This is a genomic window from Stutzerimonas sp. NM35 (assembly GCF_054604355.1).
Genome location: NZ_CM137728.1, coordinates 1071766 through 1097868 on the forward strand (window position 1 = coordinate 1071766; position 26103 = coordinate 1097868).

Below are 26103 nucleotides of genomic sequence, written 5' to 3' on the forward strand. Positions count from 1 at the left end.
CACATCGTCGGATTACGCCTGCGGCTAATCCGACCTACAAAAGCCCAAAGCGGGCTCTGTGTTGTGTAGGTCGGGTCACGCCTTATCGACCCGACATGCGGAGCCGAGGTCGTTCGCGAGGATTTGTGGCGCACATCGTCGGATTACGCTTTCGGCTAATCCGACCTACAAATTATTCGACCGCAGGCGGGCTTTTGCTAGCCGCCGGCCTCGGGACGTTTCATGTTGCTTTCCTTGCGTTGTTTGGCATCTTCACGCCACTGCTCCTGCTTCAGCTTTTTCATGTGCTCGCGCTTGGCCTCTTCACGGGCTTCGATATGGGGATTGGTAGCCTTGTTCTGCACGGGCCGTTCGGTTTGCATATCCTTGTCCTGAGCCTGCGCCAGGCTGGTGGTGCAGAACAGTGCGGCAAGAATCAGTGTTCCAGCATTCAGGATTTTCATGTGAACCTCCGATTGTTCCGGTTGCGGGTGGGGAAACCGCTCGACATCAGTATTGATGACATATCGCGTTTCTGCTTCGTTCCCTGTGGCTCGGCGCCGCAGTGAGCGATTTGCGCCCACGCAAGATCATTCACGTCGATTGCGACTGCTTCTATGCCGCCATCGAGATGCGTGACGACCCCGGTCTGGCCAGTCGGCCCATTGCAGTGGGTGGGTTGGCCGAGCGTCGTGGCGTCATCGCCACCTGCAACTACGAAGCGCGCGCCTATGGCGTGCGCTCGGCAATGGCGTCGGGGCATGCGCTCAAGCTCTGTCCCGACCTGCTGATCCTGCGTCCGCGCATGGAGGCCTACCGGGAAGCGTCGCGGGAAATCCACGGCATCTTTCGCACCTACACCGACCTGATCGAGCCGCTGTCTCTGGATGAGGCATTTCTCGATGTGACTGATTGCGAGCATTTTTCCGGCAGCGCCACGCGCATTGCCCAAGACATTCGCCAGCGTGTCTGGCAGCAATTGCGGATCACGGTCTCGGCGGGCGTGGCGCCGAACAAGTTTCTCGCCAAGATCGCCAGCGACTGGAACAAGCCCGACGGCCTGTTCGTGATCACCCCGGCGCAGGTCGATGCGTTCGTGCGTGAGCTGCCGGTTTCAAGGCTGCATGGTGTCGGCCGCGTCACTGCCGAAAAGCTCAACAAGCGGGGCATCCACACCTGCGCCGACCTGCGTGGGTGGAAGCGCCTGGAGCTGGTTCGCGATTTCGGTTCGTTCGGTGAACGCCTGTGGAGTCTGGCCCACGGCATCGATGAGCGCCCGGTGCAGGTCGACAGCCGGCGCCAGTCGGTGAGCGTCGAAAATACCTACGAGCGTGATCTGCCGGATCTCGCCGCGTGCCTCGAGCGACTCCCCGAGCTGCTTGAGCAGCTTGCCAAACGGATGGCGCGCCTCGACGGCAGCTATCGTCCCGGCAAGCCCTTCGTCAAACTCAAGTTCCATGATTTCACCCAGACCACGCTTGAGCAGTCCGGCGCGGGCCTGGAGCTGGAGGATTACGCCGATCTGCTCGCGGGTGCCTTTGCCCGTGGCAAGCGCCCGGTACGCCTGATCGGCGTAGGCGTGCGTCTGATCGATCTGCGTAGCGGTTTCGAGCAACTGCGGCTGTTCTGATGCCGTCGGTCGGCTTCCGGGTACGAACCTGACCATGCCGTATCTTTTGGTATGCCAGTTGCTCATGACCCGGTATAGAGCGGGTGGCGTCATATTTCGGTCGCGCTATGAATAAGGCCTGATCTTTGAGGTTTGTTTATTGGCGTTCTTAATTTGACGCTTTTATTACCTTATTCTTTATGTGCCAAATATTGGACTCTCTGGCACAATTTGCTAGATTCATGGCTATTCAGTAGCGTTTTGCCATTATTTCTGCTCAGGGATATCGGTCAGGGACAAGCCGGGATCCTGTTTTTCAATCTTCGTAGCAGTTTTCGTATTCGGCTGGAGAGCCTTCCGATGGGGTTGTCGTTCAAACGTCGCAAGCGCGTTGCAGCCGGTCTGCTCGGTATTGAAACCGGGCCGCACGGCATCGCCCTGGCACATATCCAGCGCGACGTCTCAGGTACGCCCCGGCTGTTGCGCTGTGAGTATCTTGAAGGTGCGCCGGCTACCCATGCCGAGCTGCTTCGGCAGACGGTCACCGAGCAGGGTCTGGGCGACATGCCGGTCAATCTGCTATTGCATCCTTCCTCCTATCAGATGTTCTTGCTGGAGTCGCCTGAGGTTCCCGCCGAAGAGTTGCGTGACGCCATGCGCTGGCGCGTCAAGGATCTGATCAGCGAGCCGCTCGACGACGTCGTCGTCGATTGCCTCTCCCTGCCCGAAGACGCCTACCGGGGCCGTACCCGCATGGTGTATTGCGTGGTGCTGCGCAAGGCGCGGATGAACGAGTTCGCCGAGCTGATTCGGCATGCCGGCCTGCACCTGGCGAGCATCGACATCACCGAGATGGCTTTCCGCAATCTGGGGCTGCTGGCGGGGGCCGAAGCCACCAACCTTGCCTTGCTCCGCCTGCGCACCAGTGAAGGCCTGATCAGCGTGCAGAATGGTGTCGATCTCTACATGGCGCGGCGCATCGAGAATGGTCTGGCGCGTGCCGATCAGGATCGCTCCAGCATGGCGTTGGAAATCCAGCGCTCGCTCGACTACTACGAGAGTCAGTTGGGCAAAGGCTATATCAGCCGCGTGCTGTTGCTGCCGATGAAGCAGGACGGCGAGCGCACCCACCAGGCACTGAGCAGTGGTCTGGCAGTCAACCTGCAACGGCTCGACCTGCGCGAACTCTTTCCCGATCAGCCGGCTGCCGATCTGCCCGAGGCGGGCCAGGCCTTTTGCATCGGTGCGGTAGGCGCCGCCCTGCGCCAGGAAGCCGCCTGATGCAGAACATCAACCTTTATCAGCGTGAGCGGCGCCAGAAGGGCGGTCCGCGTCCACGGCAGATGCTGCAGGTTGTCGTGCTGGCCGCTGTGCTGCTGGCCGCCCACGGCCTTTGGCAGGGCTGGCAGCTGCATCTGGCAGGCGCTCGAGCGTCGCTTGCCGAGCAACAGGCCGCCCAGGCGGAGGCCGAGCTGAACGTGGCCAAGGCCGATTTCCGCGAGCCCACCCTGGACCCGCGCCTGCCGCAGCAACTGGCCGAGCAGGAAGCCGAGAACCGCGAGCTGCGCCGTCTGGCCGATCATCTGAAGCGCCTCGATGCGCAGCGCAGCACCGGTTTCGCGGCGCTGTTGCAAGGACTGGCCGATCGCCATCCGCCGCAAGGGCTCTGGCTGACCGGGATCCGGCTGCACGCCGGTGGCGACGACATGGCGCTACAGGGCCTCGCCCAGGACCAGGAATTGCTGCCGCTTTATCTGCGCAGCCTGGGACAGAGCAGCGCTTTCAGTGGGCGCAACTTCGCCCGTTTCGACCTGCAACGTGACGAGGAGCAGCTGCTGCGCTTCCAGTTGGCGTCCCGAGCGGGCGAGGAGGGGCAATGATGAATGCACTTATCCAGCGCTGGCAGGCCCTGGCGCCGCGCGAACAGTGGCTGAGCTTCGGCGTCGGTCTGGCGCTGTCGATCATGCTTTATGTGCTGTTGCTGGCCGAGCCGCTGGGGCTGCGGATCGCCGCCGAGAAAGGCCGCCAGCAGCAGGCGGAAGCCCGTCAGGTCGAGGCGAAGAACAGCCTGCAGGATATCCGCAGCCGATTGGCCGCCGACCCCAACCTGAGCTATCGGCAGGCGCTGAAGGCCGCACAGGCCAGCCGCGAGCAATTGCACCAGCGCATCGACCTGGAAACCAGCACCCTGGTCTCGCCGGAAAAGATGAAGGCCCTGTTGCAGGAGCTGCTGCGCAACCAGGCGAAACTCAAGCTGGTCGCGTTGCAAAGCTCCAGCGCGCCCCTGGAGCTGCCGGGCGCCGCTGCGCCAGCCGCGCAGGAGCAGCAAGCCTCGCCGGTGGTCTTCTATCGCCACGGCCTGCAGTTGACCCTCGAAGGCGGTTATTTCGATCTGCTGAGCTACCTCAAGGCCATCGAGGCCAGCGGCTGGCGGCTGCACTGGGATCGGCTGGATTATGAAGTGGGCGAAGAGGGCCATGAGCGGGCGCGGGTCACCCTCGATCTGCACACCTTGAGTCGCGATGCGGGGTGGGTCGGTGTTTAAGCCAGTCATTCTTTTCACGGCTCTGGCGGCTGCCTTTGCCGCGGCGCCCGTGCATGCCATCGACCCCACCCGGCCACCCGCTGGCCGCATCAGTACCGAGGCTACCAGCGAATCCGCGGCGGCGCTGCGGCTGCAGGCAATCATGGTCACGTCCAAGAGCGCGCATGTCGTGATCAACGGCAAGCGCCTGAAGGTGGGCGACCGCCTCGGTGATATCCGCATTCTCGCCATCCGTCCGCATTCCATTCTGATCGACCGCGAAGGCAAGCGCGAAGAACTGCGCCTGAGCGCTCCCATCATCCACACGAGCCGTACCCCGTCATGATATCGACCCTGATGCCTCGCTTCGGCGTGTTGACTCTGCTCTGCCTGCTGGCGGCCTGTCAGACCTTCGAGGATGGCGACAAGCGACTCTACGAGCAAAGCAACCGCCTGTTCGAGGAAAGCCTGGAGCAGAGTCAGCAGAAAGTCCTGCCCCCGTCGGCGGTGCAGGCGGGCCTGATCCCGCCGCTGCAGACCTTCAGTGGCAGCACGGCCAGCAGCCCGCGCTTCGACGTCGCAGTCAGCGATATGCCGGCGCGCGAATTCTTCCTGAGCCTGGCCGACAGCGCCGGACAGAACCTGCTGGTGCACCCTGGCGTGACCGGGGAGATCACCTTCAGCCTGCGCAACGTCACCCTGGAAGAAACCCTGGCCGCCGTGCGCGACAGCTATGGCTACGACTACCGCCGTACCGCCTATGGCTATCAGATCCAGCCGAACCAGGCGATCACCCGCACCTATGACCTCAACTACCTCAACGTCCAGCGCCAGGGCATGACCGACACCCGCGTCAGCTCGGGGCAAGTCACCAGCAGTGACAACACCGGCGTGGGTGCTGCCGGCACGACCACCAGCAGTACCTCTTCGACGGTCAATGCCAGCCAGTTGCTGACCAGCAGCAATGTGGACTTCTGGACTGAAGTGCGTGCCGTGGTCGAGATGATGATCGGCAGCGAGGAGGGCAACCAGGTGGTGGTCAATCCCCAGGCCGGCCTGCTTGTCGTGCGCGCCTCCAGTGCTGACCAGCAGGCGGTGGAGCACTTCCTCGGCCAGGCGCAGCGCAATCTGCAGCGCCAGGTCATCCTGGAAACCAAGATTCTCGAAGTGAACCTGTCCGACGGCTTCCAGGCGGGGATCAACTGGAGTTTTCTGCAGGGCCAGAAAGGCATCGGCCTGGGCAGCTTCACCACTACCACCGGTAATAACGTGGCGGGCATCCTCGAAAACGGTATCAACGGAGTCGAGGTGCAGAGCGGCCTGCCGCGTGGCGTGAACATTCCCGGCATACCGCTGACCGGCCCCAATGGCGTGGGCGGTGTGTTCGGCGCCACCTTCGATTTCGGCAACTTCGAAGGGGTGGTGCAGTTGCTGGAAACCCAGGGTGATGTGCGCGTGCTCTCCAGCCCGCGGATTTCCACCCTGAATAACCAGAAGGCGGTGATCAAGGTCGGCACCGATGAATTCTTCGTCACCGACGTATCCACCACCACCACCTCGCTGGCTGGCGGCACCACCGCGCCGGACCTGGATATCACCCTGACGCCATTCTTCTCCGGCATTTCCCTGGATGTGACGCCACAGATTGACGAGAACGATCAGGTCACACTGCACGTGAGACCCACCGTCAGCCGCGTGCAGGACCAGAACAAGAGCATCCAGCTGGGTGGCGCCGACAACGTCTTCAACCTGCCGCTGGCGCTGTCCACCACGCGCCAGTCGGATTCCATCGTTCGCGCACGCAGCGGCCAGGTGGTGGTGATCGGCGGCCTGCTGGAAAACCGCAACACCAACAACGACGCCAATTTGCCCTGGGCCTCGAAGCTGCCATTCGTGGGGCCGCTGTTCCAGCAGCAGCGCAAATCGCTGCAGCAGACCGAACTAGTCATCCTCATGCGTCCGCAGGTGGTCAACGATCAGGTCTGGCTGGATGAGCTGCGCAAGAGCGCAGAATCCTTCCGGTCCACAAGGTAACGGACGGTATGTACGAGGCATTTTTCGGTCTGCGCGAGAAACCCTTCGCGCTCACGCCGAACACCGGCTTTCTGGTTCAGCTGGCGCCTTACCAGGCCTGCCTCAACCTGCTGCGCGTGGCGCTGGCCGAGGGTGAGGGCTTTATCAAGGTCACCGGCGAAGTCGGCACCGGCAAGACGCTGCTCTGCCGCGCGCTGCTCAACGAGCTGGACGCCGAACAGTATCAGGTCGCCTGGCTGCCCAACCCGACCCTGACGCCCATGACGCTGCGTCAGGCGCTGGCCCATGAGCTGCATATCGCCGATGTCGATGAGCTGGACAACCACGGTCTGCTCGCCGCGCTGCACACACGCCTGATCGAGCTGGCCGGGCAGGGCAAGAGCACCGTGCTGCTGATCGACGAAGCCCAGGCGCTGCCCACCGCCACCCTCGAAGCGCTGCGGCTGCTGACCAACCTCGAAACCGAACACAGCAAACTGCTGCAGGTGGTGCTGTTCGGCCAGCCGGAACTGGATGCCACCCTTGCCCGCGAGGATTTTCGCCAGTTGCGCCAGCGCATCACCTTTTCCTATTCCCTGCGTCCGCTGGATATCAGCGACGCCACGCGCTATCTGCAGGAGCGCCTGGCCGTGGCCGGCTACCGTGGCGAGCCGCTGTTCAAGACCGCGGCGGTGCGCCTCCTGGTGCGTGGCAGCGGCGGCATTCCGCGCCTGCTCAACATCCTGGCCAACAAGTCGCTGATGGTGGCGTTCGGCGAAGGTCGACGTCAGGTAAATGCCAGCCATGTTCGCCGCGCCCTGGACGATACCGAAGGCGCACGACCTTTCTGGCGTGTCGCCAGGGGCCGCTACGGCTGGCTGCTGGCCGGTGGTGCGCTGTCACTGGCCTTGCTTGTCGGTGCCTGGCCCTGGTTGCGCCAGTTCATGGAGGTGCTGCCGTGAGCCTGGTCAACGACATGCTGCGCGACCTCGAAAGCCGTCGCGCCGCTCCCGCCGAACGCCAGCACCTGGGCGGCATCCATGCGGTGGACGAGGGCGGAGCGGCCCGTCGCCAGCGCAACGAGCGCCTGCGCCGCTGGGCCCTGGCGGGTGCAACCGTGGTGGTCGTGGTTGCACTGGCGCTGCTCGCCGGGCGGAATTTTTCTGTCGCCGAGGCCGAGCCCGAACATACCGCGGCCTTGGTCGAGCCAGTCGCCCCGCTAGCTGAAGCGACTCCCGCAACACAGCTGCTCGAAGTGCTGCCGCAGAACGATGGGCGGCGCTTCGTCCTGCAACTCTTGCTCGACCATTCCCTCAGCTACCAGCGTACCGACGCCAGCGGCTCGGTCAGCTTTCGTCTGCAAGACGTGCAGCTTGTCGGTGAGGCACGCACGGGGCGTATCGAAAAGGAGGGGCAGAGCCTGTCCTGGCGCATCGAGGCGCACGGCAAGGACGTGCAGGTGCTGCTGATCGGTTTCGGTGACGCGCTGAGCGTGAGTGACCGCCTCGAATCGGCGGGCGACCGCTGGCAACTCTGGCTGGAAGTGCCTCTGAGCCAAAGCCGTGATGTGGCCGAACAGGCGACTCAGTTTCCGTTCGCCGAACCCGCCGAGCTGGACGAAGCGCAATTGCCTGACTGGGTGACCCGCGAGGCATCGCCGGCAGAGCCTTTCAGCGCTCCCGAGCCTGCCCGCGCTGCGCCGACACCCAAGGCAGCAGCCGAGCAGCCGGTCAGGACAGCGCCGAAACAGCTGAGCATCGGCAGCCACAAACCCGATTCCCTGACCGAGGCCCGACGGGCGCTGGAAAGCGGTGACCACCTGCAGGCCATCCGCCAGTTGCTGGCCCTGCACCAGGCGCAGCCGAACAACCCGCAGGTCAGCCTCTGGCTGGCGCGCGCCTATCTGGCGGCGGGGGATACTGCGGCGCTGCTCGCCTGGTTGCCGGCGCAGCTGCAGGCGCGTCCGTTCGATGCACAGCTGCGTGAATTGCTCGCCCGTGGCCAGTTGCAGATCGGCGATCTGACCGCAGCCGTCACCACGCTGCAACAGCACGCACCCGACCTGCAGAGCGACACCGACTATCACGCCCTGCTTGCCGCCCTCTACCAGCAGGTCGGTAACTGGGCGGCCAGTGCCGACAGCTATCGCCAACTGGTTGCGGTGCGACCGGCTCAGGGTGCATGGCAGCTGGGCCTGGCCATCGCGCTTGAGCAACTCGACCAATCCGCCATTGCCGCCCGCCATTACCGGCTCGCGCTGCAGGGGCAAGGCCTTGACGAAAATGCACGGCGTTTCGCCAGTGAACGGGCCGCTTCCCTTGGAGGAACGCCATGACTCAGGACAATCGCCAGCGCAAGGTGCGCCTGGGTGACCTGCTGGTGCAGGCCAGGCTGATCAGTGAAGAACAGCTGCAGCTCGCCCTGCAGGACCAGAAACGCACCGGCTCCAAGCTCGGGCGCACGGTTCTCGACCTGGGCTTTATCGACGAAGTGCGGCTGCTCACGGCATTGTCCGAGCAACTGAAGATTCCCTTCGTCGAACTCAAGCACTACAAGTTCGACAACCAGCTGACCCAGAGCCTGCCCGAGGCCGTGGCGCGGCGCTTTCGCGTCATCGTCCTGTCGCGTCACGCCGACGGGCTGCTGGTGGGCATGTCCGATCCGCTCGACCTGTTCGCCCAGGATGAAATGGAGCGCCTGCTGGGTAAGCGCGTCTATCCGGCGGTGGTGCGCGAGAGCGAACTGCTCGGCGCGCTCGACCAGCTCTACCGGCGCACCAGCGAAATCGCCTCGCTGGCCGGCGAACTGGAAGGCGAGCTGCAGGACAGCGACTTCGACCTGTCGCGCCTGGGCGCCGAGAGCAACAGCGACGCACCGGTGGTGCGCCTGCTGCAGACACTGTTCGAGGACGCCGTGCAGATGAAGGCCTCGGACATCCATATCGAGCCGGATGAAGGCCTGGTGCGCATCCGCCAGCGCATCGACGGCGTGCTCAACGAACAGGTGATGAAGGAGCACCGCGTCGCCTCGGCGCTGGTCATGCGCCTGAAGATCATGTCCGGCCTGGATATCTCGGAAAAACGCCTGCCCCAGGATGGCCGCTTCAACATCCGCGTGAAGAACCGCAGCCTCGACGTGCGGGTTTCCACCATGCCGGTGCAGTTCGGCGAATCGGTGGTGATGCGTCTGCTCGACCAGAGCAGCGCCATGTTCCAGCTCGAAGGCACCGGCATGCCGCCGGCCATGCTCGAACGTTTCCGCCGTCTGTTGCAGCGTCCGCATGGCATGGTGCTGGTCACCGGCCCCACCGGCTCGGGTAAAACCACCACGCTCTACGCCGGGCTTTCCGAGCTGAACAGCCCGGAGAAGAAGATCATCACCGTGGAAGACCCGGTGGAATACCGCCTGCCGCGAATTAATCAGGTGCAGGTCAACGCAAAGATCGAGCTGACCTTTGCACGCGTGCTGCGCGCCGCCCTGCGTCAGGACCCGGACATCGTGCTGGTCGGCGAGATCCGCGACCAGGAAACCGCCGAGATCGGCCTACGCGCCGCGCTCACCGGCCACCTGGTGCTCTCTACATTGCACACCAATGACGCCCTGACCTCGGCCATGCGCCTGATCGACATGGGCGTTGAACCCTTCCTCGTGGCCACCGCGCTGAATGCCGTGCTGGCCCAGCGCCTGATTCGCCGCGTGTGCGAGAACTGCGTCGGTGAACATCAGCCCGATCCCCGCCAGATCGCCTGGCTCGAAAGCCTCCATGGCGAATCCCTGGCCGGGGTGCGTTTCAAGCGTGGCAGCGGTTGCCACCATTGCCACAACAGCGGCTACAGCGGGCGGATCGGTGTGTATGAACTGCTCGAACTCGACGAGCCGATGATCGCCGCCCTGCGCCGTGGCGACCCCCAGGGCTTCGCCGAAGCCGCGCGCCAGCAACCGCATTACCGCCCGCTGGCCGCCAGCGCGCTGGACTACGCCGTCGCCGGCGTTACCAGCGTCGAAGAAGTGCTCAAAGTCTGCGCCACCCTCGCCGATGACGAGGTGAGCACGTGATGCATACCCGGCACCTTACCGTCCCACATCGTCGGTTTACGCCTTCGGCTAATCCAACCTACGAAAGCTGCGCCCACAGGCAATCCGTAGGTCGGGTCACGCTTCACCGACCCGACGAGCGAGGCCAGGGCCGTTCGCCAACTTATGCCCCACATCCGGCGCTGGCCTGTGGCAACAAGGAGGCACGGGCCGATGCCTAGCTTCCGCTACACCGGTCGCAACGCCCAGGGCGCCAAGGTCAACGGTGCCCTCGAAGGCGCCACGGCGGATTCCGTGGCCGGCGAACTGCTGGCGCGGCAGATCACCCCGATCACCATCGAAGCCGAGCAGGTCCAGAGCGGCGACGACGCCCTGGCCACGCTGCGACAGAAATTGCGCCGCAAGCGCGTCGATCTCGACGAACTGATCATCTATACCCGCCAGATGTACAGCCTGACCAAGGCCGGCGTGCCGATCATCCGCGCCATTGGCGGCCTGGCCGAATCCAACCGCAACCTGTATTTCCGCGAAGTATTGCAGGACGTGCGCGCCAGTCTGGAAAGCGGCCTGTCCATGGCTGTGGCGCTCAACGCCCATCCCAAGGTCTTCAGCAACCTGTTCGTCAGCATGATCAGCGTCGGCGAAAACACCGGTCAGCTCGATCAGGCCTTCAAGCAGCTTTCCGCTTATCTGGAGCTGGAGCGCGAGACCCGCAAGCGCATCAAGCAGGCCACTCGCTACCCGATCTTCGTGATGGTCGCCATGGGCGTGGCTCTGGCGGTGATCAACCTGCTGGTGATTCCCGCGTTCGCCAAGGTCTTCGCCCAGTTCCACGCCCAGCTGCCTTGGGCCACGCGCGTGCTCATCGGCACCTCCAACTTCATGCGCGACTGGTGGTGGCTGCTGTTGCTCGGCATCGTCGGCGGGCTCTACGCCTTCTTCAAATGGAGCGAGACCGACAGCGGCGAACTCAAGTGGGACCGCATCAAACTGCGCCTGCCCATCGTCGGCGGCATCTTCGAGCGCATCGCCCTGGCGCGCTTCACCCGCACCTTCGCCATGATGTACCGCGCCGGTGTGCCGTTGCTGCAAACCCTTTCCATCAACAGCGCCAGCGTCGGCAATCGCCATATCGGCCAGGCCATCCTCGGGATCCGCGAAAGCGTTGAACGTGGCGAAGCGCTGACCCGCTCGGCGCACAACTCTGGCCTGTTCACCCCGCTGGTGCTGCAGATGATGGCCGTTGGCGAAGAGACCGGCGCGCTGGACGACCTCTTCATCGAAGTGGCCGATTTCTACGAACAGGAAGTCGACTACGACCTCAAGCAACTGGCCGACGCCATCGAGCCGATCCTCATCGTCTGCATGGGCGTGATGGTGCTGGTCCTCGCGCTGGGCGTGTTCCTGCCCATGTGGGAACTGGGCGGCGCGGCGCAGGGGAGGGGCGGATGAAACAGGGCGACGAAATGGCAACCAAAATCAAGCGATTGCACACCGCGCTTGCAACGGCACGGCAAAACGAGGGCGACATGACGGCAAACCGACAATCAGGCAAGTACGGGCAGGCAGGCTTCACCATGATCGAGCTGGTCGTGGTCATCGCCATCCTCGGCATTCTCGCCGCCGTGGCACTGCCGCACTTCATAGACTCCGCCAAGGATGCCCACCGCTCCACCGTGCGCAGCGCCGGCGGCGCCTTCACCTCGGCGGTTTCCATGGTGCGCGGCCAGTACGAACTCAACCGTAACGGCGGCCACAACAGCTGCGTGGCCGGCAACTGCCAGATCGACGTGCTCGGTTATGGCAACGGCACCGTTGACGTCAACACCCTCGGCTGGCCCGTCGGTACCGAACGCAGCGGCAACCCCGGTGCCATCACCAGCATGAGCCAGCAGGAATGCATGAACCTCTGGGCCAATCTGCTGCAAGCCTCGGCGGCCAGCGTCACCGGCACCAACCCCACCTTCCGCGCCGAGGCCCAGGGCCACCGCTGCCTCTATCGCTACACCCTTGATGGAAACAACGATTTCATCGAGTACAACAGCAACACCGGCGAAGTCGCCGTCACTTTTGAATAAGGCAAAAAGGAGCAACACCATGAAAAAGCAACAAAGCGGCTTCACCATGATCGAGTTGATTATGGTTATTGTGATTTTGGGGATTTTGGCGGCGTTTGCGTTGCCGAGGTTTGCGGATTTTGGAAGTGATGCGCGTGCTGCATCAATTAACGGCGCGCTTGGTGCTGCGAAATCAGCTTCGGCAATAGTTCATGCCGCTGTATTGGCTAAAGGTGCAACTCCAGGAGCAACAAGTAGTGATCCCTCTTATGTTGAGCTTGAGGGTAAAGAAATTACTGTTGCTCATGGTTACCCAACAGCAGATGCAGCAGGGATTCTTGCAGCTGCAGGTTTGGAAGGGGACTTCAATATTGTTTCTGGAAAAATCACCCAGAAAGGAAATCCTGCCAGTGCAGAAAAGTGTGGCTTCATTTATGAGGCTGCAACGAGCGCGACAGATGCAGCTGAATTCAAAGCAGTAGCTGACGGTGCGCTACCTATCACTGCTGAACACTGCAAATAAGCCATGTAGGGCAGGTGCAACCCGCCGTGAAGTCTCATGGTAATTCATGGCTGTTGGGCTTACCCGCTCTACACCGCACCGCAACCCGGCTACTGGCCGGGTTGTCACGAATTCCCAGAGGCGGGTCGATTCTCGTCTCCAACCCGCTTGTAAAAGAAGGGCCGGCCAATGGTTGAGCAACGCGGTTTTACAATCGTCGAGTTTATCATGGTGATCGTGATCCTCGGCATTATCTCCGCCGTGGCCCTCCCGCGCTTTTTCGATCGTCAGGTCTTCGATGAGCGCTTTTATTTCGAGGAGGTTCTTTCCTCTGTTCGCTATGCGCAGAAATTGGCAGTGGCGAGTGGTTGCCTGGTCAATGTAAAAATAAATAACAGCGGTTATGCTCTGGATTATGGAGCTGGCGCTTGCAGTAGTGCCCAGATCAAAGATCCTTCCGATAAAACTTATCCAATCGAACCTCCGGCTAATGTTGCCGTTCAGGGTGAAATGGATATCGAGTTCAATTCGCTCGGTTGCATTGCGGGCAATCCCTCCGCTAATTGCAGCAGCGGAAATAACACCGTAACGGTCGGTAACTTTTCATTCAGGGTGCACGCCGCCACCGGCTTTATCGAGGTCATGCAATGACCACCGGGTTAATCACCTGCACTGCGCTTCCCGTAGGGGCGAATTCATTCGCCCGGCACCGAACTACCCGACACCTGCGGCGCGACGACAAACACCCAAGCCTCAACCCGCGTGGTTTGACACCACGACGCCTGTCGCACCTTCCGCATGGGCTGATCGCACACGGCCAGGCGAATAAATTCGCCCCTACGAAAGCAGCGTGGCCGAGCGGAAAATTAATCGGGCGGAAGCCCCGTAGGGTGGATGACGCTTCACCCATCCACCACCACGCCAATCCGCCTGACGACCCTACGAGCCCACAAAGGAATTGACTGATGGGCAGACAAAACGGCTTCACCCTGATCGAGCTGATCATGGTCATCGTCATCCTCGGCATACTCTCCGCCTTCGCACTGCCGCGCTTCTTCGACGTTTCCGCCGACGCCCGCGCGGCGCGGGTCAATGCGGCATATGGCGCCGCAAGGGTTGCGGCTGCAAACGTTCACGCCTACGCGCAGGTTAAAGGTGTGGGCTTTGGTGAGCACGATCCGAACATTTTCTTTGAGGGATCGGAAATACAAGTCATGTTCGGTTATCCGGCTACACCATTTGCACTGCTTGCGGCAGCTGGTTTGGACGCGGATTTTGGAGGGGCGGGGACTGAAGGCGGCATCACGCATATCGACGATATGGGCGTGGAAGGAGGGAAATGCGGGTTCAGGTACATCCCTCCCAGCAAACTAGGTGATGCACCGCAGTTCCTCCCGCTGAGCAACAGCGGCAGCCTGCCCGTCACCGCCGCCGACTGCAGAAGGAACTGACCATGCCGCCGCTTGCAGCCCCCCGGCAACCCAACCGTTCCCGCAAGCAGCACGGCATGACCCTCGTCGAACTGGTCATCACCATCGTCATCATCGGCATCGCCGCCGCCGCACTCTTCTCCGCCATGGCCTCCATCACCGCCCGCTCCGCCGACCCGATGTTGCGGCAGCAGAGCCTGATGATTGCGGAGAGTTATCTGGAGGCGATCACTTCTCTTCCATATGGACAGTTGAGTTCAGCGGCACAATCGCCTGCGCCCCCGCAGGACGTGAACGGCAACCCTATCGGCGAATTAGCTAGCTATTCGGTGGAGGTAGTCGTGGATAACACCGCCAGCCTGAACGGGGTGGATGCCACGCGTATCGATGTTTCCGTCAAAGACCCGACAGGACAAGCATTCACCCTGACCGGATACAGGACGGACTATTGATGAAAGGTTCCTCCTGCAAGTGTTATGGGCAACGTGGTTTCACCTTGGTCGAACTGATCATGGTTATCGCGCTGGCTGGCATTGTCGCGGTGATGATCTCCACCGTCATGTCCCGCCCCCTGCAAGGCTTCGCCGACCAAAGCCGCCGCGCCGAACTGACCGATCTCGCCGCAACGGCACTTAATCGTATGGCGCGCGATATACGGCTGGCGGTGCCGAATTCGGTTGTCGTATCCAATGGAAATGAACTGCGGTTATTACATATAGCTGCTGCCGGGCGTTATCGGGCCAACCAGCCAGCGCTTGATGGTCCACGTATGGACCCGCCTGCCTGTACTCAAGAGGGGGCGGATTGTGAGATAGAGATACTTAGCCCCCTGGAGTCAACTAGCACTGAAAAGCACTGGCTGATTATCTACCCTACGGGTCCCCTCGTAGAGGAGCCTCAAGTTTCCATAATTTCACCCAAGGAATTCACTTGGAATAACGGGAGGCTGGAGGCCAGCTTGCAAGATTTTCGATTTAAATATGCCTCGCCTCAACACCGCTTTTACCTGGTGCGCGATGTCTTGGGTTACCGCTGTGAGAACCCTGGCAGGAATTCCAGTGGTGATGGCACTGGAAGTATCCGTCGAGGGGTATCCGATACGTTGGCAGGCCCATATTCCTATGCCGACGCTGCACTGGTCGTAGATTCCGTATCCGCCTGCACATTCACCTACCAACCCGGCACCAACACCCGAAACGGCCTCGTTACCCTGCATTTATCGCTAACCAAGGGGGGAGAAACCGTCTCTCTCTTGCAACAGGTCCACGTAGACAATGCGCCCTGACCCCAAAGCCCCCCGTAGGAGCGGGCCATGCCCGCGAATCCGGACGACGCAAAAGCTTCGCGGGCACGGCCCGCTCCTACAAGGCAGCAAACAACACGGCTTCGGCCTCGTCGCCGCAATGTTCCTTATCATCGTCATCACCGGCGCAATCGCCGCCATGTGGCGTATATCCACTACTCAAACAGCTACCAGCAGCCTGGCCCTGCAACAAGCCCGCGCCTACCAGGCGGCGAGGGCGGGATTGGAGTGGGGAATAGCTAAAGCATTGAGTGATAAAGATTGTTTCCTAGATACAATTTTTACACCAGAGGGCTTTGTCGCAGAGTTTAAAGTTGAAGTAACCTGCGACCTGTCAGAAGTTGAAGAGATAACTTTCTATACCCTTGAAAGTAAGGCCGAATACTCCTCGGTCGGTAGTCCCGATTACACCTATCGGAAAATAACTGCAGTGGTGGAGCAGCCATGAAATACTACGCTAAAAGCTTGGTATGGATAGGATTGGTAGCCTTGCTTAAATGCCAGGTTGCAAATGCAGCAGTCCACAATATCAGTCAGGGTCAGTTGCCAATTTGCAATAATTGGAACAATAGCTGGTCTATCAGTGGTAGCACGTATACATGCAGCGCCTCGGTCAGTTTTGTGGCTGGAGATGAATATGTTGCGAATTCACCCATAACATTGCGGGCGGATGCAGGTATTACCTTGTCTGGTAATAAAGTAGGGACTGTAACGAGCCCTATCACTCTGCAAACCACCTACGGTACGTTGAATGCCACCGTTGGTAGTAGTGTGGTTTATGGCAACCTGAGTACTGGGAGTGGTGCCCTAACCTTGACGGGAGTCTCACTGACTGGAAATATTCAAACCAGCGCTAAGTTGACCATTACACAGTCTGCTATTAATGGAAATGTAAGCGGTACTGGAGAGGGAATTATTAGTGGCAGCAGTGTTAGTGGAGCGGTAAGCTTTGGGAATGGTTTTACCGGCTCTGATACAACCTTTGCTAGCAGCGTCTCTAGCACCGTCATCAGTCTGAAAAATGGCTCTGTTTCCGGTTCTATCACCGGCACTAACATTACTCTCAACGGTACGAATGTAGATGGGAAGGTGACTGGTACCGGTACCGGAAGCTTTACCAATCTCACGATAGGCAACAGTGTCAGCATGACTAACGGCCTTATCGCTACCAATACAGTATTTTCTTCCACGCTCACCTCCACGAATGGCGCAGTTACTTTGTTCGGTGGCTTGGTTACGGGGTTGGTTAATGTTTCCTGCTGCAAAGTAACCGTTTCACAAGGTGCGACGATATCCAACGGAATTGTTGCGGGAAACAACGGTATTGATATCAGGGATAGCACCGTTACAGGGGACCTGAAGGCAGGTAATAACCCGATTGTGATGGTTAATGTCAATATGACTTCGGGAACCATAAGCCCAGGCAATAATAGCCTTACCATTACAGGTGGGACAGTTACTGCTGATGTGACTAATGCTCACCGGGTATTTATAAATGATAACGCGGTTGTAACCGGCGACGTGCTCGCTCGCTATGAGGTCAGTGTTAGTGATAGTAAAGTCGTAGGTGATATCGCAACGGTGGTGGGGCATGACGGGTTGCATCATGTATATCTGAATAATTCAGAGGTATATGGAAATGTTACCGTCCGGGATGACTGGGGCACGATTAATGGTGATGAGTCAAGTAGAATATATGGAGTCTGCACTTATAAAATGGTTGACCCTATCTCTCTATGTGAGGCGGGAGGTGGCCCAGGCCCGATTGATCCGGTTGAGTGCGATATTTCCTTAGAAGTAGGGCCAATGATTGCGGGTAAATCTCATATTGCTAAGGTTATTGCTTTGGATGAGCCTGTTTCATGTGAAGTGCCTTCCAGTCTAAATATTCTGTTCGACTACAAGGAGCGGGATGGTCTGTACCATAATCCTGTGACAATTGAGGTTAATGGTAAGCATATAGAGGAGGGTAAGTCTGAGGAAATTAAGGATGTTGAGTGGGAGGAAAAAGAAGCAGAGCTGGCTATCGAGTATAAGGAGGCGGGTAAACTATACTTGGCAGTGCTTGATGCACATGATGAAGTGTTGGACTTTAAAGAGTTTGTTTCTTCGCCAGCAGGTATTTGCATTAGTTCGGAGAAGTTCTGTTCAATGGGCGACGGCAGTTGCCAGCGTTTCCGAGCTGTAGGAGAGAATTTTGAGATAACGATAACTCCGGTAGCCTTTAAGAGTGGTGATATTTGTGCAGCCTCTGATGTAACGAAAAACTATCGGAGAATAGGCTTGGAGATTGAGCCGTATGTAGTGGCGCCAAGTGAGGATGAAGGTGGTGAAAGAGGCATCTTGCTTGAGCCCGAAGGGGGTAATTACGATCATTTGGCAACGGGCGATCCTAATGAGTGGCAGGGCTCGATAACCAAAAATGTAGCACTTTCTGAGGTGGGAGTGTTTAGTTTGCATATTAAAGAACATTCTTACCTTGGCTTTACCGTACCTGCCATTGAGTCGAAACCGATCGGTCGATTTTATCCGACTCATTTGAAAGTCGAGGGGGCTGGCGCGTTAATTGCGGGTTGTGGAAATTTTAGTTATCAGGATCAGTTAGTTGAAATTGATGATCAGCTGACACTGGATATCACCGGCTATGGTCGCAAACCAAATGGTGAGGAGTACCCAACTAAAAATTACGACCATGACGACTTTTGGGGGTTTAAAAATCGGCCCACTGAAATTTGGATGGCGGAATATCGTGACCTAGACATATCTCGTCTTTTTTTGGATGATGATGCCGTCATTGAAAGTGGTCAGAATAATTCTGATGGTAAGCGTACCTACACTTGGACTGCTAAGCAGCTGAGCTATGAGCGTAGCTCTCTGCCAACTGTTGATGATCTTCCCTTTTCTATACGTCAGAGCTTCTCTGCGGCAGAGTTGACCGACGACAAGGATGACGTTTGCTACGACCTTGGAGCGGGTTGCCAGGGCTTCGAACGGACTATTACGAACAGCGAAATCCGCCTCGGTCGGGTTCGTAGTGAAAACAAGATCGAACCTGCGGAGAAACAAACTAAAGTACCGTTGGTGCTGGAGCATTGGTACAGTAACGGATGGGTGCCGAGAATAGACGAATGCACTGAGCTAATAGTGCCCGCAGAGAATGAAGCTCCTATTACATATCCCAGTGCTGGTGTTACTGAAGCAAGTGTTAGTTTTTGGGCAGATAAAAAGGAGCTTACCGTGACGGTAACTGAGCCGCTTAAGCCGGAAGGCAGCGTTTGGTTAAGGCGTTTCCTTGAACAAGCTAGTTCGCCAACTACGTGGCTCTGCCAGAAGCGTTCGATGGAAGAAGCACCTCTGGGTGGTGTGTGTAGCTATTTGGACGATGCTGGCCCAGCTGAGATTCGCAGCTCCGCCACCTTCGGCATCTACAAAGGTCCCACACCCCTCATCTTCCGTCGTGAGCTTTATCGCGGAATGTGACGGGTACTGACGAAAGCCTCAAAAGCTGGGTTAATCAAATTGCCCTTGCAACACACTCACCTGATAACGCGTGCTTCGTCCGCCACCGGGTAGTCTCTCGATGCGAAGAGACAAGGGGACAGATTTATTTAATGAGGCCCCAATGAGGGTGCAGAAGGTCATCTATCCCTGGCTCGTCAACATTCCGCTAATCCATTCTGGCCGCATTGGCTGGGCTGGCCTACTCCTGCCATACCTTGCAGCATGAGTAAAAAAGGAATAATTTCAACTCATGGATGAATTCGAGTTCGATGAAGCAAAAAGCCAGGCCAATCTGCAGAAGCACGGCATTGATTTTGTGGCTGCCCAAGGGCTGTGGAAAGATCCGTACTTACTGGAGATCCGTGCGAAATCAGAGGATGAGCAGCGGTTCTTGCTGGTAGGCAAGATCGGCGCGAAGCACTGGTCGGCTGTCGTCACCTACAGGCCGTATTCGCCTGATTTCAGTCAGGCGCTCCCGCAAGCAGGAGGTAGAGTTTTATGAAGGCTAAAGACTTCGATAAAAAATTTGACGCAGGCGAGGAAGACCTCGTCGATGACCTGGATCTGACCTCGGCTCGTCGCGTTAATCTGGAGCAAAAACGAATCAACGTAGACTTTCCGGCTTGGGTGGTGGAGTCGTTGGATCGTGAGGCGGCTCGCATCGGCGTTACCCGTCAGTCCATCATCAAGGTGTGGTTGGTCGAACGTCTTCAGGTGGAGTCTGCCAGCAAGCCGCTCTGATCGTTCTCTCGCTTCGCCCGCGAAGCAAGCGAAGGCTATCTGGAAATACTGACGGGGCAGGGCAGATTGCCGTGGCCAGTAAAGTGACCTTCACGTAGCTAATCCAGACTATGCGTATTGCGCCTGGGCAATCATCGATATCGATGTGATCAAGTATGGGCGTAATCGATCCATGAGCCTCGCCTTTTACCCATTCCCTTTTGGGTCTTTTGCCCCTGAAGCCAAATGGTGCTGCAATTCCATTGCATCGTGCAGGATACGCACGATCTCCAGTATCTGATCGGTGTGCTGGTATATGACCATGTGGCGGGGGTGAGCAACGCGACCTGCAGGAGAGCTGTTGCGGCAGTAGACGAGATGCAGGCTACGAAGCCCTGGTGCAAGCTCTTCGCGGGCAACGCTGCCTGCTTGTTCGGGGTTGTTGGATAACGATCTGAAGGCGGTCTGCAAGAGGCTTTGGTATCGCTGGCGAGCTGATTTGCCGAACTTTCTTTCGGTGTAGCTCAGGATATCCATGATGTCGGTGCGTGCGGCCTGGGAGAACCGTGTTGGCAGCATGCTCAGTGGTTTCCTGCCGAGTTGCCGAGTTGCTCCAGGTAATCTTCCAGCTCATCAGGTTGCACTTCATCGTAATCGCCGGTTTCCAGCTGCATGAGACCACTTGCGACGGCGTTGCGCAGGGCTTCGAGCTTGGCTGCTTCCATGGCCTCGCGCTCAAGTAACAGGCGCAGGCCGGCTCGGATGACTTCGCTGCGGTTTTGGTAGAGCCCAGAGCTGACAAGATTGTCCACGGACTGCTCCAATGGGGCGGGAAGAACGACGTTGTGGGTTGCCATGGCGATGATCTCGTGCGAATGGTCGGCATGGCGATTTATGCCATACGGCTTGTCGAATAGCAAAGTTAGCGATGGGACTGGTGGCGTCAGCCGAGACGACATTCCAGATGTTTCACACGATCCTGCCTACGAAACCCCACTGAAACGCCGCCGATATTCGCTGGGCGTGAGGCCGACGACACGGGTGAAGACCTTCCGGAAAGCGCCAGGGTCGCCATAGCCGACTTCCCAGGCGACCCGCTCGATGGGCAACTGGCTCGCCTGGAGCATCTCGCGCGCCCGGCCCACGCGCAGGCGCTGGCAATATTCGGTGGTGGTCATGCCGGTGGCTTTCTGGAAGCGGCGCAGGAAGGTGCGTACCTCCATGCCGGCGCGCTGGGCCAGGTCGGGGAGGGCGATGTGCCTGGCGCCTGTTTCCTGCAGCCAGTTCTGAACGGCCAGCACGGCCTGGTCGCCGTGGGCCAGGCGAGGGGCGAAGGCGCTGTAATAACGCTGCTGGCGTCCCGGTGGATCGACCAGGAGCATCTGCGCGGTGTCGATCATCACCGAGGCGCCCAGGTAGCGATCCACCAAACGCAACCCCAGGTCAGTCCAGGCCATGACGCCACCGGCGGTGATGATGTCGTCAGCGTCGATGATGAGTTGATCGACATCCAGGTGCACATCCGCAAAGCGCTCTGCGAATTTCTCCACATAGAGCCAGTGCGTGGTGATGGTACGACCGGACAGCACGCCTGTTTCGCCCAGCAGGAAGGCGCCGGCGCATACAGATGCGAGCGTGACGCCCTCACTGTGCTGCGCCCGCAGCCATTCTCTGTAAGGCGCCGCTGCGTGGGGGGTGATCGGTTCTTCCAGACTTGGGGGCAGGATCATCACGGCGGGCGTCGTGTTCATGCCGGGGAGCGAATCCTGGACGCGCACCGGAGCATTGCCGGGGTCTTGCATTTGCCACTGGCTGATGCGCAAGGCCGGCGTGCCTGGTTTCCCGTGCTCACTGGCGATGCGTTGTGCAAAGGTGAACAGATCAGTCAGGCCGAGTGCCGTGGCGATCTGCGCAGCGGGATAAAGCAGTATCCCGATTTCTATGACGTTTCTATCCGGCATGTGTCGATACAGCCCTCGAAGATGTCGATCGTGCCACTTCGCAACGGGCTCCCGATGGCCAATGATGGTGACTCGCTTTCCCACTCACCATCGTCAAGGAACCAGTAATGAGCAAGCGTGCATTGGTAGTAATCGACCTGCAAAACGAATACCTACCCACGGGCAATCTGCCTCTGAGCGGTATCGAGGCAGCCGTCGACAACGCGGCAAAAGTGATCGCCGACTCCCGCGCCAAGGGCGTTCCGGTCATTCACGTCCGTCATGAATTCGTCAACGGGGAAGTTCCGGCTTTCGTTCCGGGGACGCCAAACGTCGAGATCCAACCGGCTGTCGCCCCGCAGGATGGCGAACCTGTCATCGTCAAGAACTACCCGAACTCGTTCCGCGAAACGAATCTCGAGCATTTGCTCGACGAACGGGGTGTTGAAGAAGTAGTGATCGTCGGGGCGATGAGCCATATGTGTGTCGATGCCGTCGTTCGTGCCGCAGCGGATCTGGGCTATGCGGTGAGCGTGTTGCACGATGCGTGCGCGACGCTGGATCTGGAGTTCGAGGGGGTGCAGGTGCCGGCAGCGCAGGTCCATGCGGCCATGATGGCTGCGCTGAAGTTCGGCTACGCCAATGTGCTGTCGACGGAAGCGTATCTGGCGGGCTGAGTTCACCGGCCTGCGTGACGGTATAGGCGGAGTCCGGCGATTGCCTGGACTCCGCTCGTCGGATCGGTGAAGCGTGATCCGACCTACGACTCTGCCATTTGTAGGTCGCATTAGCCGAAGGCGTAATCCGGCGGTGCGCTGATGTGGCCCGTGTGAGTTGTCGTACCTTGATCCTCTCTCCATACCGATCAGCGTTTCAATAAAACCATTTCCACCAGCCAATGGTCGACTGCTTGAGTGGTGCTGCGGCAGCTTCCGTTGCGTGTCGCAAGCCTGATGCCTCCGTAACCCTCAGGAGTTGACCATCATGCCCCGAGCCATCTGGAAAGGCGCCATCAGTTTCGGTCTGGTTCACATTCCGGTTGCGCTGGTTTCCGCCACTTCTTCCCAGGGAGTGGATTTCGACTGGCTGGACAAGCGCAGCATGGAGCCGGTCGGCTACAAGCGGGTGAACAAGGTCACCGGCAAGGAAGTCACCAAGGAAAACATCGTCAAGGGCGTTGCCTACGAGAAAGGGCGCTATGTGGTGCTCAGCGAGGAGGAGATTCGCGCCGCACATCCGGAATCGACCCAGACGATCGATATCTTCGCTTTCGTCGACAGCCAGCAGATACCCCTGCAGAACATCGACACACCCTATTACCTGGCTCCCGACAAGCGGGGCGAGAAGGTCTACGCCCTGCTGCGCGAGGCGCTGAGCAGCACGGACAAGGTAGCTTTGGCCCATGTGGTGTTGCGCACCCGTCAGCACCTGGCGGCGTTGATGCCGCTGGATTCGGCGCTGGTGTTGGTAATGCTGCGCTGGCCCAGCGAGGTGCGCGGCCTGGATTCGCTGGAGCTGGGGCCGGCAGTGGCCCAACCCAAGTTGGCCAAGAGCGAGTTGGACATGGCCAAGCGGTTGATCAAGGACATGAGCGACGAATGGCGGCCCGAGGAATACCAGGACAGCTTCCAGGACCGCATCCTCGAACTGGTGGAGCAGAAGGCCAAGGCCGGCAAGATCGAAGAAGTGGAGCGGGTCGAGGGTGAGGAGGAGCGGCGCAGCGCCGATGTCATCGATCTCACCGAACTGCTCAAGCGCAGTCTTGGCGGCAAGCCCGCGGACAAGCCGAAGAAGGCTTCAGGCAAGGACTCCACTCCCCGCAAGCCGGCCAAGACCGCACGCAAATAAGCCAGGAGCATGGTCATGGCCAGGGGGCAGAGCGAATACAATCGAAAGCGCAATTTCGAACGCACCAGCGAACCGCCCGAGCGGCCCGGCAAACGGCGCAGCAAGGCCGGCGCGCTGCGTTTCGTGATACAGAAGCACGATGCCCGGCGGCTGCACTACGACTTCCGCCTGGAGCTGGACGGCACGCTGAAGAGCTGGGCGGTGCCCAAGGGGCCGAGCCTGGACCCGCGCGACAAGCGTCTGGCCGTGCATGTCGAGGACCATCCGCTGGATTATGCCGGCTTCGAGGGCAGCATCCCGGAGGGCAACTACGGCGCCGGAGACGTGATCGTCTGGGATCAGGGTATCTGGCAGCCCCACGACGACCCGGTCGCCGCCTACGCGGCTGGCAAGCTCAAGTTCACCCTGGTCGGCGAGAAGCTCGCAGGCGATTGGACCCTGGTGCGTACCCGCCTGCGCGGCAGCAGTGACAAGCAGCAGTGGTTGCTGATCAAGGAGCGCGACGACATCGCCCGGCCCAGCGACGAATACGACATCGTCGAGGCGCAGCCGCAGAGCGTGATCACTGGCGCGTTGGTGGGCGGGCCGAGCAAGGCGCCAACGCGCCAGGCGGCGAGCAAGCCGAAGGTGGTGCCCGCCGCTTTGGAGGCGTTCCCCGATAGCCTGGCCCCGCAATTGGCGAGCCTGGTCGAGCGACCCCCGGAAGGGGAATGGCTGTACGAGGTGAAGTACGACGGCTACCGCATTCTTGCGCGTATCGCTGACGGTGACGTGCGGCTGTTCACCCGCAATGGCCACGACTGGACGCAGCGCTTGCCGCAACAGGCCAAGGCTCTGGCCAAGCTGGGCCTGCACGACAGCTGGCTGGACGGCGAGGTGGTGGCACTCAACGAAGAGGGGCTGCCGGACTTCCAGCAGTTGCAGAACGCCTTCGATATCGGGCGCAGTCATGACCTCGTCTACTTCCTGTTCGATGCGCCGTTTATCGACGGCGAAGACCTGCGCCAGACGCCGCTGGAAAAGCGTCGGGAACGGCTCAAGGCGTTGCTGGGCAATACGCGCAACAGCCCGCTGCGGTTCTCCGATGCGTTCAAGGCTCATCACCGGGACATCGTGGAAAGTGCCTGTGCCATGTCGCTGGAGGGGGTGATCGGCAAACGCTCCGGCAGTTTCTATGTGTCCCGCCGCAGCCCGGACTGGATCAAGCTCAAGTGCCGCCTGCGCCAGGAGTTCGTCATCGTTGGCCATACCAGGCCGCAAGGCAGCCGCAGCGGCTTTGGCGCGTTGCTGCTGGCGGTGAACGAGGACGGCGGCCTGCGCTATGCCGGGCGGGTCGGCACCGGTTTCGGTGAAGTGGCGCTCAAGGAACTCCACCAGCGCCTGCAGACGCTGGCACGTACCGACTCGCCGTTGGCCGGCAAGCTGACCGCGGCCCAGGCGCGTGGCGTGAGCTGGGTGGAGCCGGAGCTGGTCGGTGAGGTCGAGTTCGCCGAGTGGACGCGCGAAGGCCTCGTGCGTCAGGCCACTTTCATCGCGCTGCGCAGCGATAAGCCAGCGGAACAGATCGTCCGCGAGCGGCCCGGCCTGATACCGGCAACGGAGCGCAAGCAGGGCGCTGACAAGGCGGCTAAGAAGGCGGGCAAGCCGGTGGTCGCCGGTGTGGCCATCAGCAATCCGCAGCGGGTGATCGATCCCGAGAGCGGCACCACCAAGCTGCAGCTGGCCGAGTTCTACGCGCATATCGCCGACTGGCTGCTGCCCTATCTGGACAACCGCCCAGTGTCGCTGGTACGTGCGCCGGATGGCGTCGGCGGCGAGCAGTTCTTCCAGAAGCACGCCGAGCGCCTGGCGATTCCCAATATCAAGCATCTGGACCCGAAGCTGGACCCCGGCCATGCGCGGTTGATGGAAATCGACAGCCTGCCGGCACTGGTCGGCGCCGCGCAGATGGGCTGCATTGAACTGCACACCTGGGGCGCCACCAGCGATCGCATCGAGACGCCGGACCACTTCGTGCTCGACCTCGACCCGGACCCGGCGCTGCCCTGGCGTAGCATGCTGGAGGCGACCCACCTGACCCTGACCGTGCTCGACGAGCTGGGTCTGCAGGCTTTCCTCAAGACCAGCGGCGGCAAGGGTATCCACATCATCGTGCCGCTGGCCCGGCGCGCCGACTGGGACATGGTCAAGGCCTTCGCCAAGGCGGTCGCGCAGTTCATGACCCGTCAGCTGCCGGAGCGCTTCACCGCGACATCCGGGCCGAAGAACCGGGTCGGCAAGATCTTCATCGATTACCTGCGCAATAGCCGTGGCGCGAGCACGGTGGCTGCTTACTCGGTGCGCGCGCGCCCAGGGCTGCCGGTCTCGGTGCCCATCGCCCGCGACGAACTGGATGAGCTGCGCAGTGCCCAGCAATGGACTGTCGGCAATCTGCACCAGCGCCTGGATGGACTGGAGCAGGATCCCTGGCAGGGTTACGCCAATCGTCAGCGCCTCACCCGCGCCATGTGGGATCGGCTCGGCGCCGAACCGCCTTAGCGGGAGGGGGCTGGCATCCTAGGCACAGCGTGTGTGCGAGGTTGGCGCTTTTGTGGGAGTGGCCCAGGCGCTGTGTTTGCAGGGCATGGCCGAATGAACGGGGA

General features: G+C 60.1%; 27 protein-coding genes. 23 read left to right on the plus strand and 4 right to left on the minus strand.

Features of this window, described 5'->3' with window-relative positions:
• Positions 1–197: 197 nt before the first annotated feature.
• Positions 198–443 carry a hypothetical protein gene (locus tag ACYCFC_RS05170; RefSeq protein ID WP_459653319.1) on the minus strand — a complete coding sequence of 82 codons (246 nt, stop codon included), beginning with the start codon at positions 441–443 and terminating at the stop codon, positions 198–200.
• Positions 444–553: 110 nt separating this feature from the next.
• On the opposite strand from ACYCFC_RS05170, the gene dinB reads away from it, so the two are divergent.
• The 20 genes from dinB to brnA all read left to right on the plus strand — a co-directional run bounded on the left by dinB (position 554) and on the right by brnA (position 19694).
• Positions 554–1609, plus strand: coding sequence for a DNA polymerase IV (dinB, locus tag ACYCFC_RS05175; RefSeq protein ID WP_459653955.1), 1056 nt, complete (start codon positions 554–556; stop codon positions 1607–1609).
• 339 nt (positions 1610–1948) lie between these two features.
• Positions 1949–2869 carry a type IV pilus biogenesis protein PilM gene (locus ACYCFC_RS05180; protein WP_181087104.1) on the plus strand — a complete coding sequence of 307 codons (921 nt, stop codon included), beginning with the start codon at positions 1949–1951 and terminating at the stop codon, positions 2867–2869.
• Positions 2869–3468 carry a PilN domain-containing protein gene (locus ACYCFC_RS05185; protein ID WP_459653320.1) on the plus strand — a complete coding sequence of 200 codons (600 nt, stop codon included), beginning with the start codon at positions 2869–2871 and terminating at the stop codon, positions 3466–3468. The genes ACYCFC_RS05180 and ACYCFC_RS05185 overlap by 1 nt, the downstream gene beginning before the upstream one ends.
• Positions 3465–4133 (plus strand): type II secretion system protein GspM, encoded by a 669-nt coding sequence (gene gspM, locus ACYCFC_RS05190; protein ID WP_459653321.1) that lies wholly within the window; start codon positions 3465–3467, stop codon positions 4131–4133. Before ACYCFC_RS05185 ends, gspM begins: the two co-directional genes overlap by 4 nt.
• Entirely contained in the window at positions 4126–4458 is a 333-nt protein-coding gene (locus tag ACYCFC_RS05195) for a Type II secretory pathway component (protein WP_336509740.1), read from the plus strand. Before gspM ends, ACYCFC_RS05195 begins: the two co-directional genes overlap by 8 nt.
• Complete coding sequence (gene mshL / locus ACYCFC_RS05200) at positions 4455–6146, plus strand: pilus (MSHA type) biogenesis protein MshL (RefSeq protein WP_459653322.1); 1692 nt, start codon at positions 4455–4457, stop codon at positions 6144–6146. The genes ACYCFC_RS05195 and mshL overlap by 4 nt, the downstream gene beginning before the upstream one ends.
• A gap of 8 nt (positions 6147–6154) precedes the next feature.
• Positions 6155–7087 (plus strand): ExeA family protein, encoded by a 933-nt coding sequence (locus tag ACYCFC_RS05205; protein ID WP_181087099.1) that lies wholly within the window; start codon positions 6155–6157, stop codon positions 7085–7087.
• Positions 7084–8460 carry a tetratricopeptide repeat protein gene (locus tag ACYCFC_RS05210; RefSeq protein WP_459653323.1) on the plus strand — a complete coding sequence of 459 codons (1377 nt, stop codon included), beginning with the start codon at positions 7084–7086 and terminating at the stop codon, positions 8458–8460. Before ACYCFC_RS05205 ends, ACYCFC_RS05210 begins: the two co-directional genes overlap by 4 nt.
• A complete protein-coding gene (locus ACYCFC_RS05215) occupies positions 8457–10181 on the plus strand; it encodes a GspE/PulE family protein (protein ID WP_459653324.1) in 1725 nt (574 codons plus the stop codon). Before ACYCFC_RS05210 ends, ACYCFC_RS05215 begins: the two co-directional genes overlap by 4 nt.
• Before the next feature lie 192 nt (positions 10182–10373).
• Positions 10374–11612 carry a type II secretion system F family protein gene (locus tag ACYCFC_RS05220; RefSeq protein ID WP_459653325.1) on the plus strand — a complete coding sequence of 413 codons (1239 nt, stop codon included), beginning with the start codon at positions 10374–10376 and terminating at the stop codon, positions 11610–11612.
• A 77-nt stretch (positions 11613–11689) separates the two neighbouring features.
• A complete protein-coding gene (locus ACYCFC_RS05225) occupies positions 11690–12238 on the plus strand; it encodes a prepilin-type N-terminal cleavage/methylation domain-containing protein (protein ID WP_200291522.1) in 549 nt (182 codons plus the stop codon).
• Positions 12239–12257: 19 nt separating this feature from the next.
• A complete protein-coding gene (locus ACYCFC_RS05230) occupies positions 12258–12740 on the plus strand; it encodes a type II secretion system protein (protein ID WP_459653326.1) in 483 nt (160 codons plus the stop codon).
• Positions 12741–12908: 168 nt separating this feature from the next.
• Positions 12909–13370, plus strand: coding sequence for a prepilin-type N-terminal cleavage/methylation domain-containing protein (locus ACYCFC_RS05235; protein ID WP_459653327.1), 462 nt, complete (start codon positions 12909–12911; stop codon positions 13368–13370).
• Positions 13371–13684: 314 nt separating this feature from the next.
• Entirely contained in the window at positions 13685–14170 is a 486-nt protein-coding gene (locus ACYCFC_RS05240; RefSeq protein WP_459653328.1) for a type II secretion system protein, read from the plus strand.
• Positions 14171–14172: 2 nt separating this feature from the next.
• Positions 14173–14601, plus strand: coding sequence for a prepilin-type N-terminal cleavage/methylation domain-containing protein (locus ACYCFC_RS05245; protein WP_459653329.1), 429 nt, complete (start codon positions 14173–14175; stop codon positions 14599–14601).
• The gene (locus ACYCFC_RS05250; protein ID WP_459653330.1) at positions 14601–15434 is read left to right on the plus strand and encodes a prepilin-type N-terminal cleavage/methylation domain-containing protein; all 834 of its coding nucleotides are present in this window, start codon (positions 14601–14603) and stop codon (positions 15432–15434) included. The genes ACYCFC_RS05245 and ACYCFC_RS05250 overlap by 1 nt, the downstream gene beginning before the upstream one ends.
• A 118-nt stretch (positions 15435–15552) precedes the next feature.
• On the plus strand, positions 15553–15900 hold the full coding sequence (locus tag ACYCFC_RS05255; protein ID WP_459653331.1) for a pilus assembly protein MshP: 348 nt from the start codon (positions 15553–15555) through the stop codon (positions 15898–15900).
• The gene (locus ACYCFC_RS05260) at positions 15897–18932 is read left to right on the plus strand and encodes a DUF6701 domain-containing protein (protein WP_459653332.1); all 3036 of its coding nucleotides are present in this window, start codon (positions 15897–15899) and stop codon (positions 18930–18932) included. Before ACYCFC_RS05255 ends, ACYCFC_RS05260 begins: the two co-directional genes overlap by 4 nt.
• Before the next feature lie 271 nt (positions 18933–19203).
• Positions 19204–19455, plus strand: coding sequence for a BrnT family toxin (locus ACYCFC_RS05265; RefSeq protein WP_459653333.1), 252 nt, complete (start codon positions 19204–19206; stop codon positions 19453–19455).
• Positions 19452–19694: a type II toxin-antitoxin system BrnA family antitoxin gene (gene brnA / locus ACYCFC_RS05270; protein WP_459653334.1), complete on the plus strand. Its 243-nt coding sequence runs from the start codon at positions 19452–19454 to the stop codon at positions 19692–19694. Before ACYCFC_RS05265 ends, brnA begins: the two co-directional genes overlap by 4 nt.
• 186 nt (positions 19695–19880) lie before the next feature.
• Here brnA and ACYCFC_RS05275 read toward each other — a convergent pair whose 3' ends face one another.
• The 3 genes from ACYCFC_RS05275 to ACYCFC_RS05285 form a co-directional block, all read right to left on the minus strand.
• Positions 19881–20252 carry a type II toxin-antitoxin system RelE/ParE family toxin gene (locus ACYCFC_RS05275; protein ID WP_459653335.1) on the minus strand — a complete coding sequence of 124 codons (372 nt, stop codon included), beginning with the start codon at positions 20250–20252 and terminating at the stop codon, positions 19881–19883.
• Positions 20253–20254: 2 nt separating this feature from the next.
• Entirely contained in the window at positions 20255–20530 is a 276-nt protein-coding gene (locus ACYCFC_RS05280) for a type II toxin-antitoxin system ParD family antitoxin (RefSeq protein WP_459653336.1), read from the minus strand.
• A 126-nt stretch (positions 20531–20656) separates the two neighbouring features.
• Positions 20657–21634 (minus strand): GlxA family transcriptional regulator, encoded by a 978-nt coding sequence (locus ACYCFC_RS05285; RefSeq protein WP_459653337.1) that lies wholly within the window; start codon positions 21632–21634, stop codon positions 20657–20659.
• 107 nt (positions 21635–21741) lie between these two features.
• Between ACYCFC_RS05285 and ACYCFC_RS05290 the strand changes: the two genes are divergently transcribed.
• The 3 genes from ACYCFC_RS05290 (at position 21742) to ligD (ending at position 25999) form a co-directional block, all read left to right on the plus strand.
• The gene (locus ACYCFC_RS05290; RefSeq protein WP_181084348.1) at positions 21742–22290 is read left to right on the plus strand and encodes a cysteine hydrolase family protein; all 549 of its coding nucleotides are present in this window, start codon (positions 21742–21744) and stop codon (positions 22288–22290) included.
• A gap of 307 nt (positions 22291–22597) precedes the next feature.
• Positions 22598–23461, plus strand: a complete 864-nt coding sequence (gene ku, locus ACYCFC_RS05295) for a non-homologous end joining protein Ku (RefSeq protein WP_181084346.1) — start codon at positions 22598–22600, stop codon at positions 23459–23461.
• A 15-nt stretch (positions 23462–23476) separates the two neighbouring features.
• Positions 23477–25999, plus strand: a complete 2523-nt coding sequence (gene ligD / locus ACYCFC_RS05300) for a DNA ligase D (protein ID WP_459653338.1) — start codon at positions 23477–23479, stop codon at positions 25997–25999.
• Positions 26000–26103 lie beyond the last annotated feature (104 nt).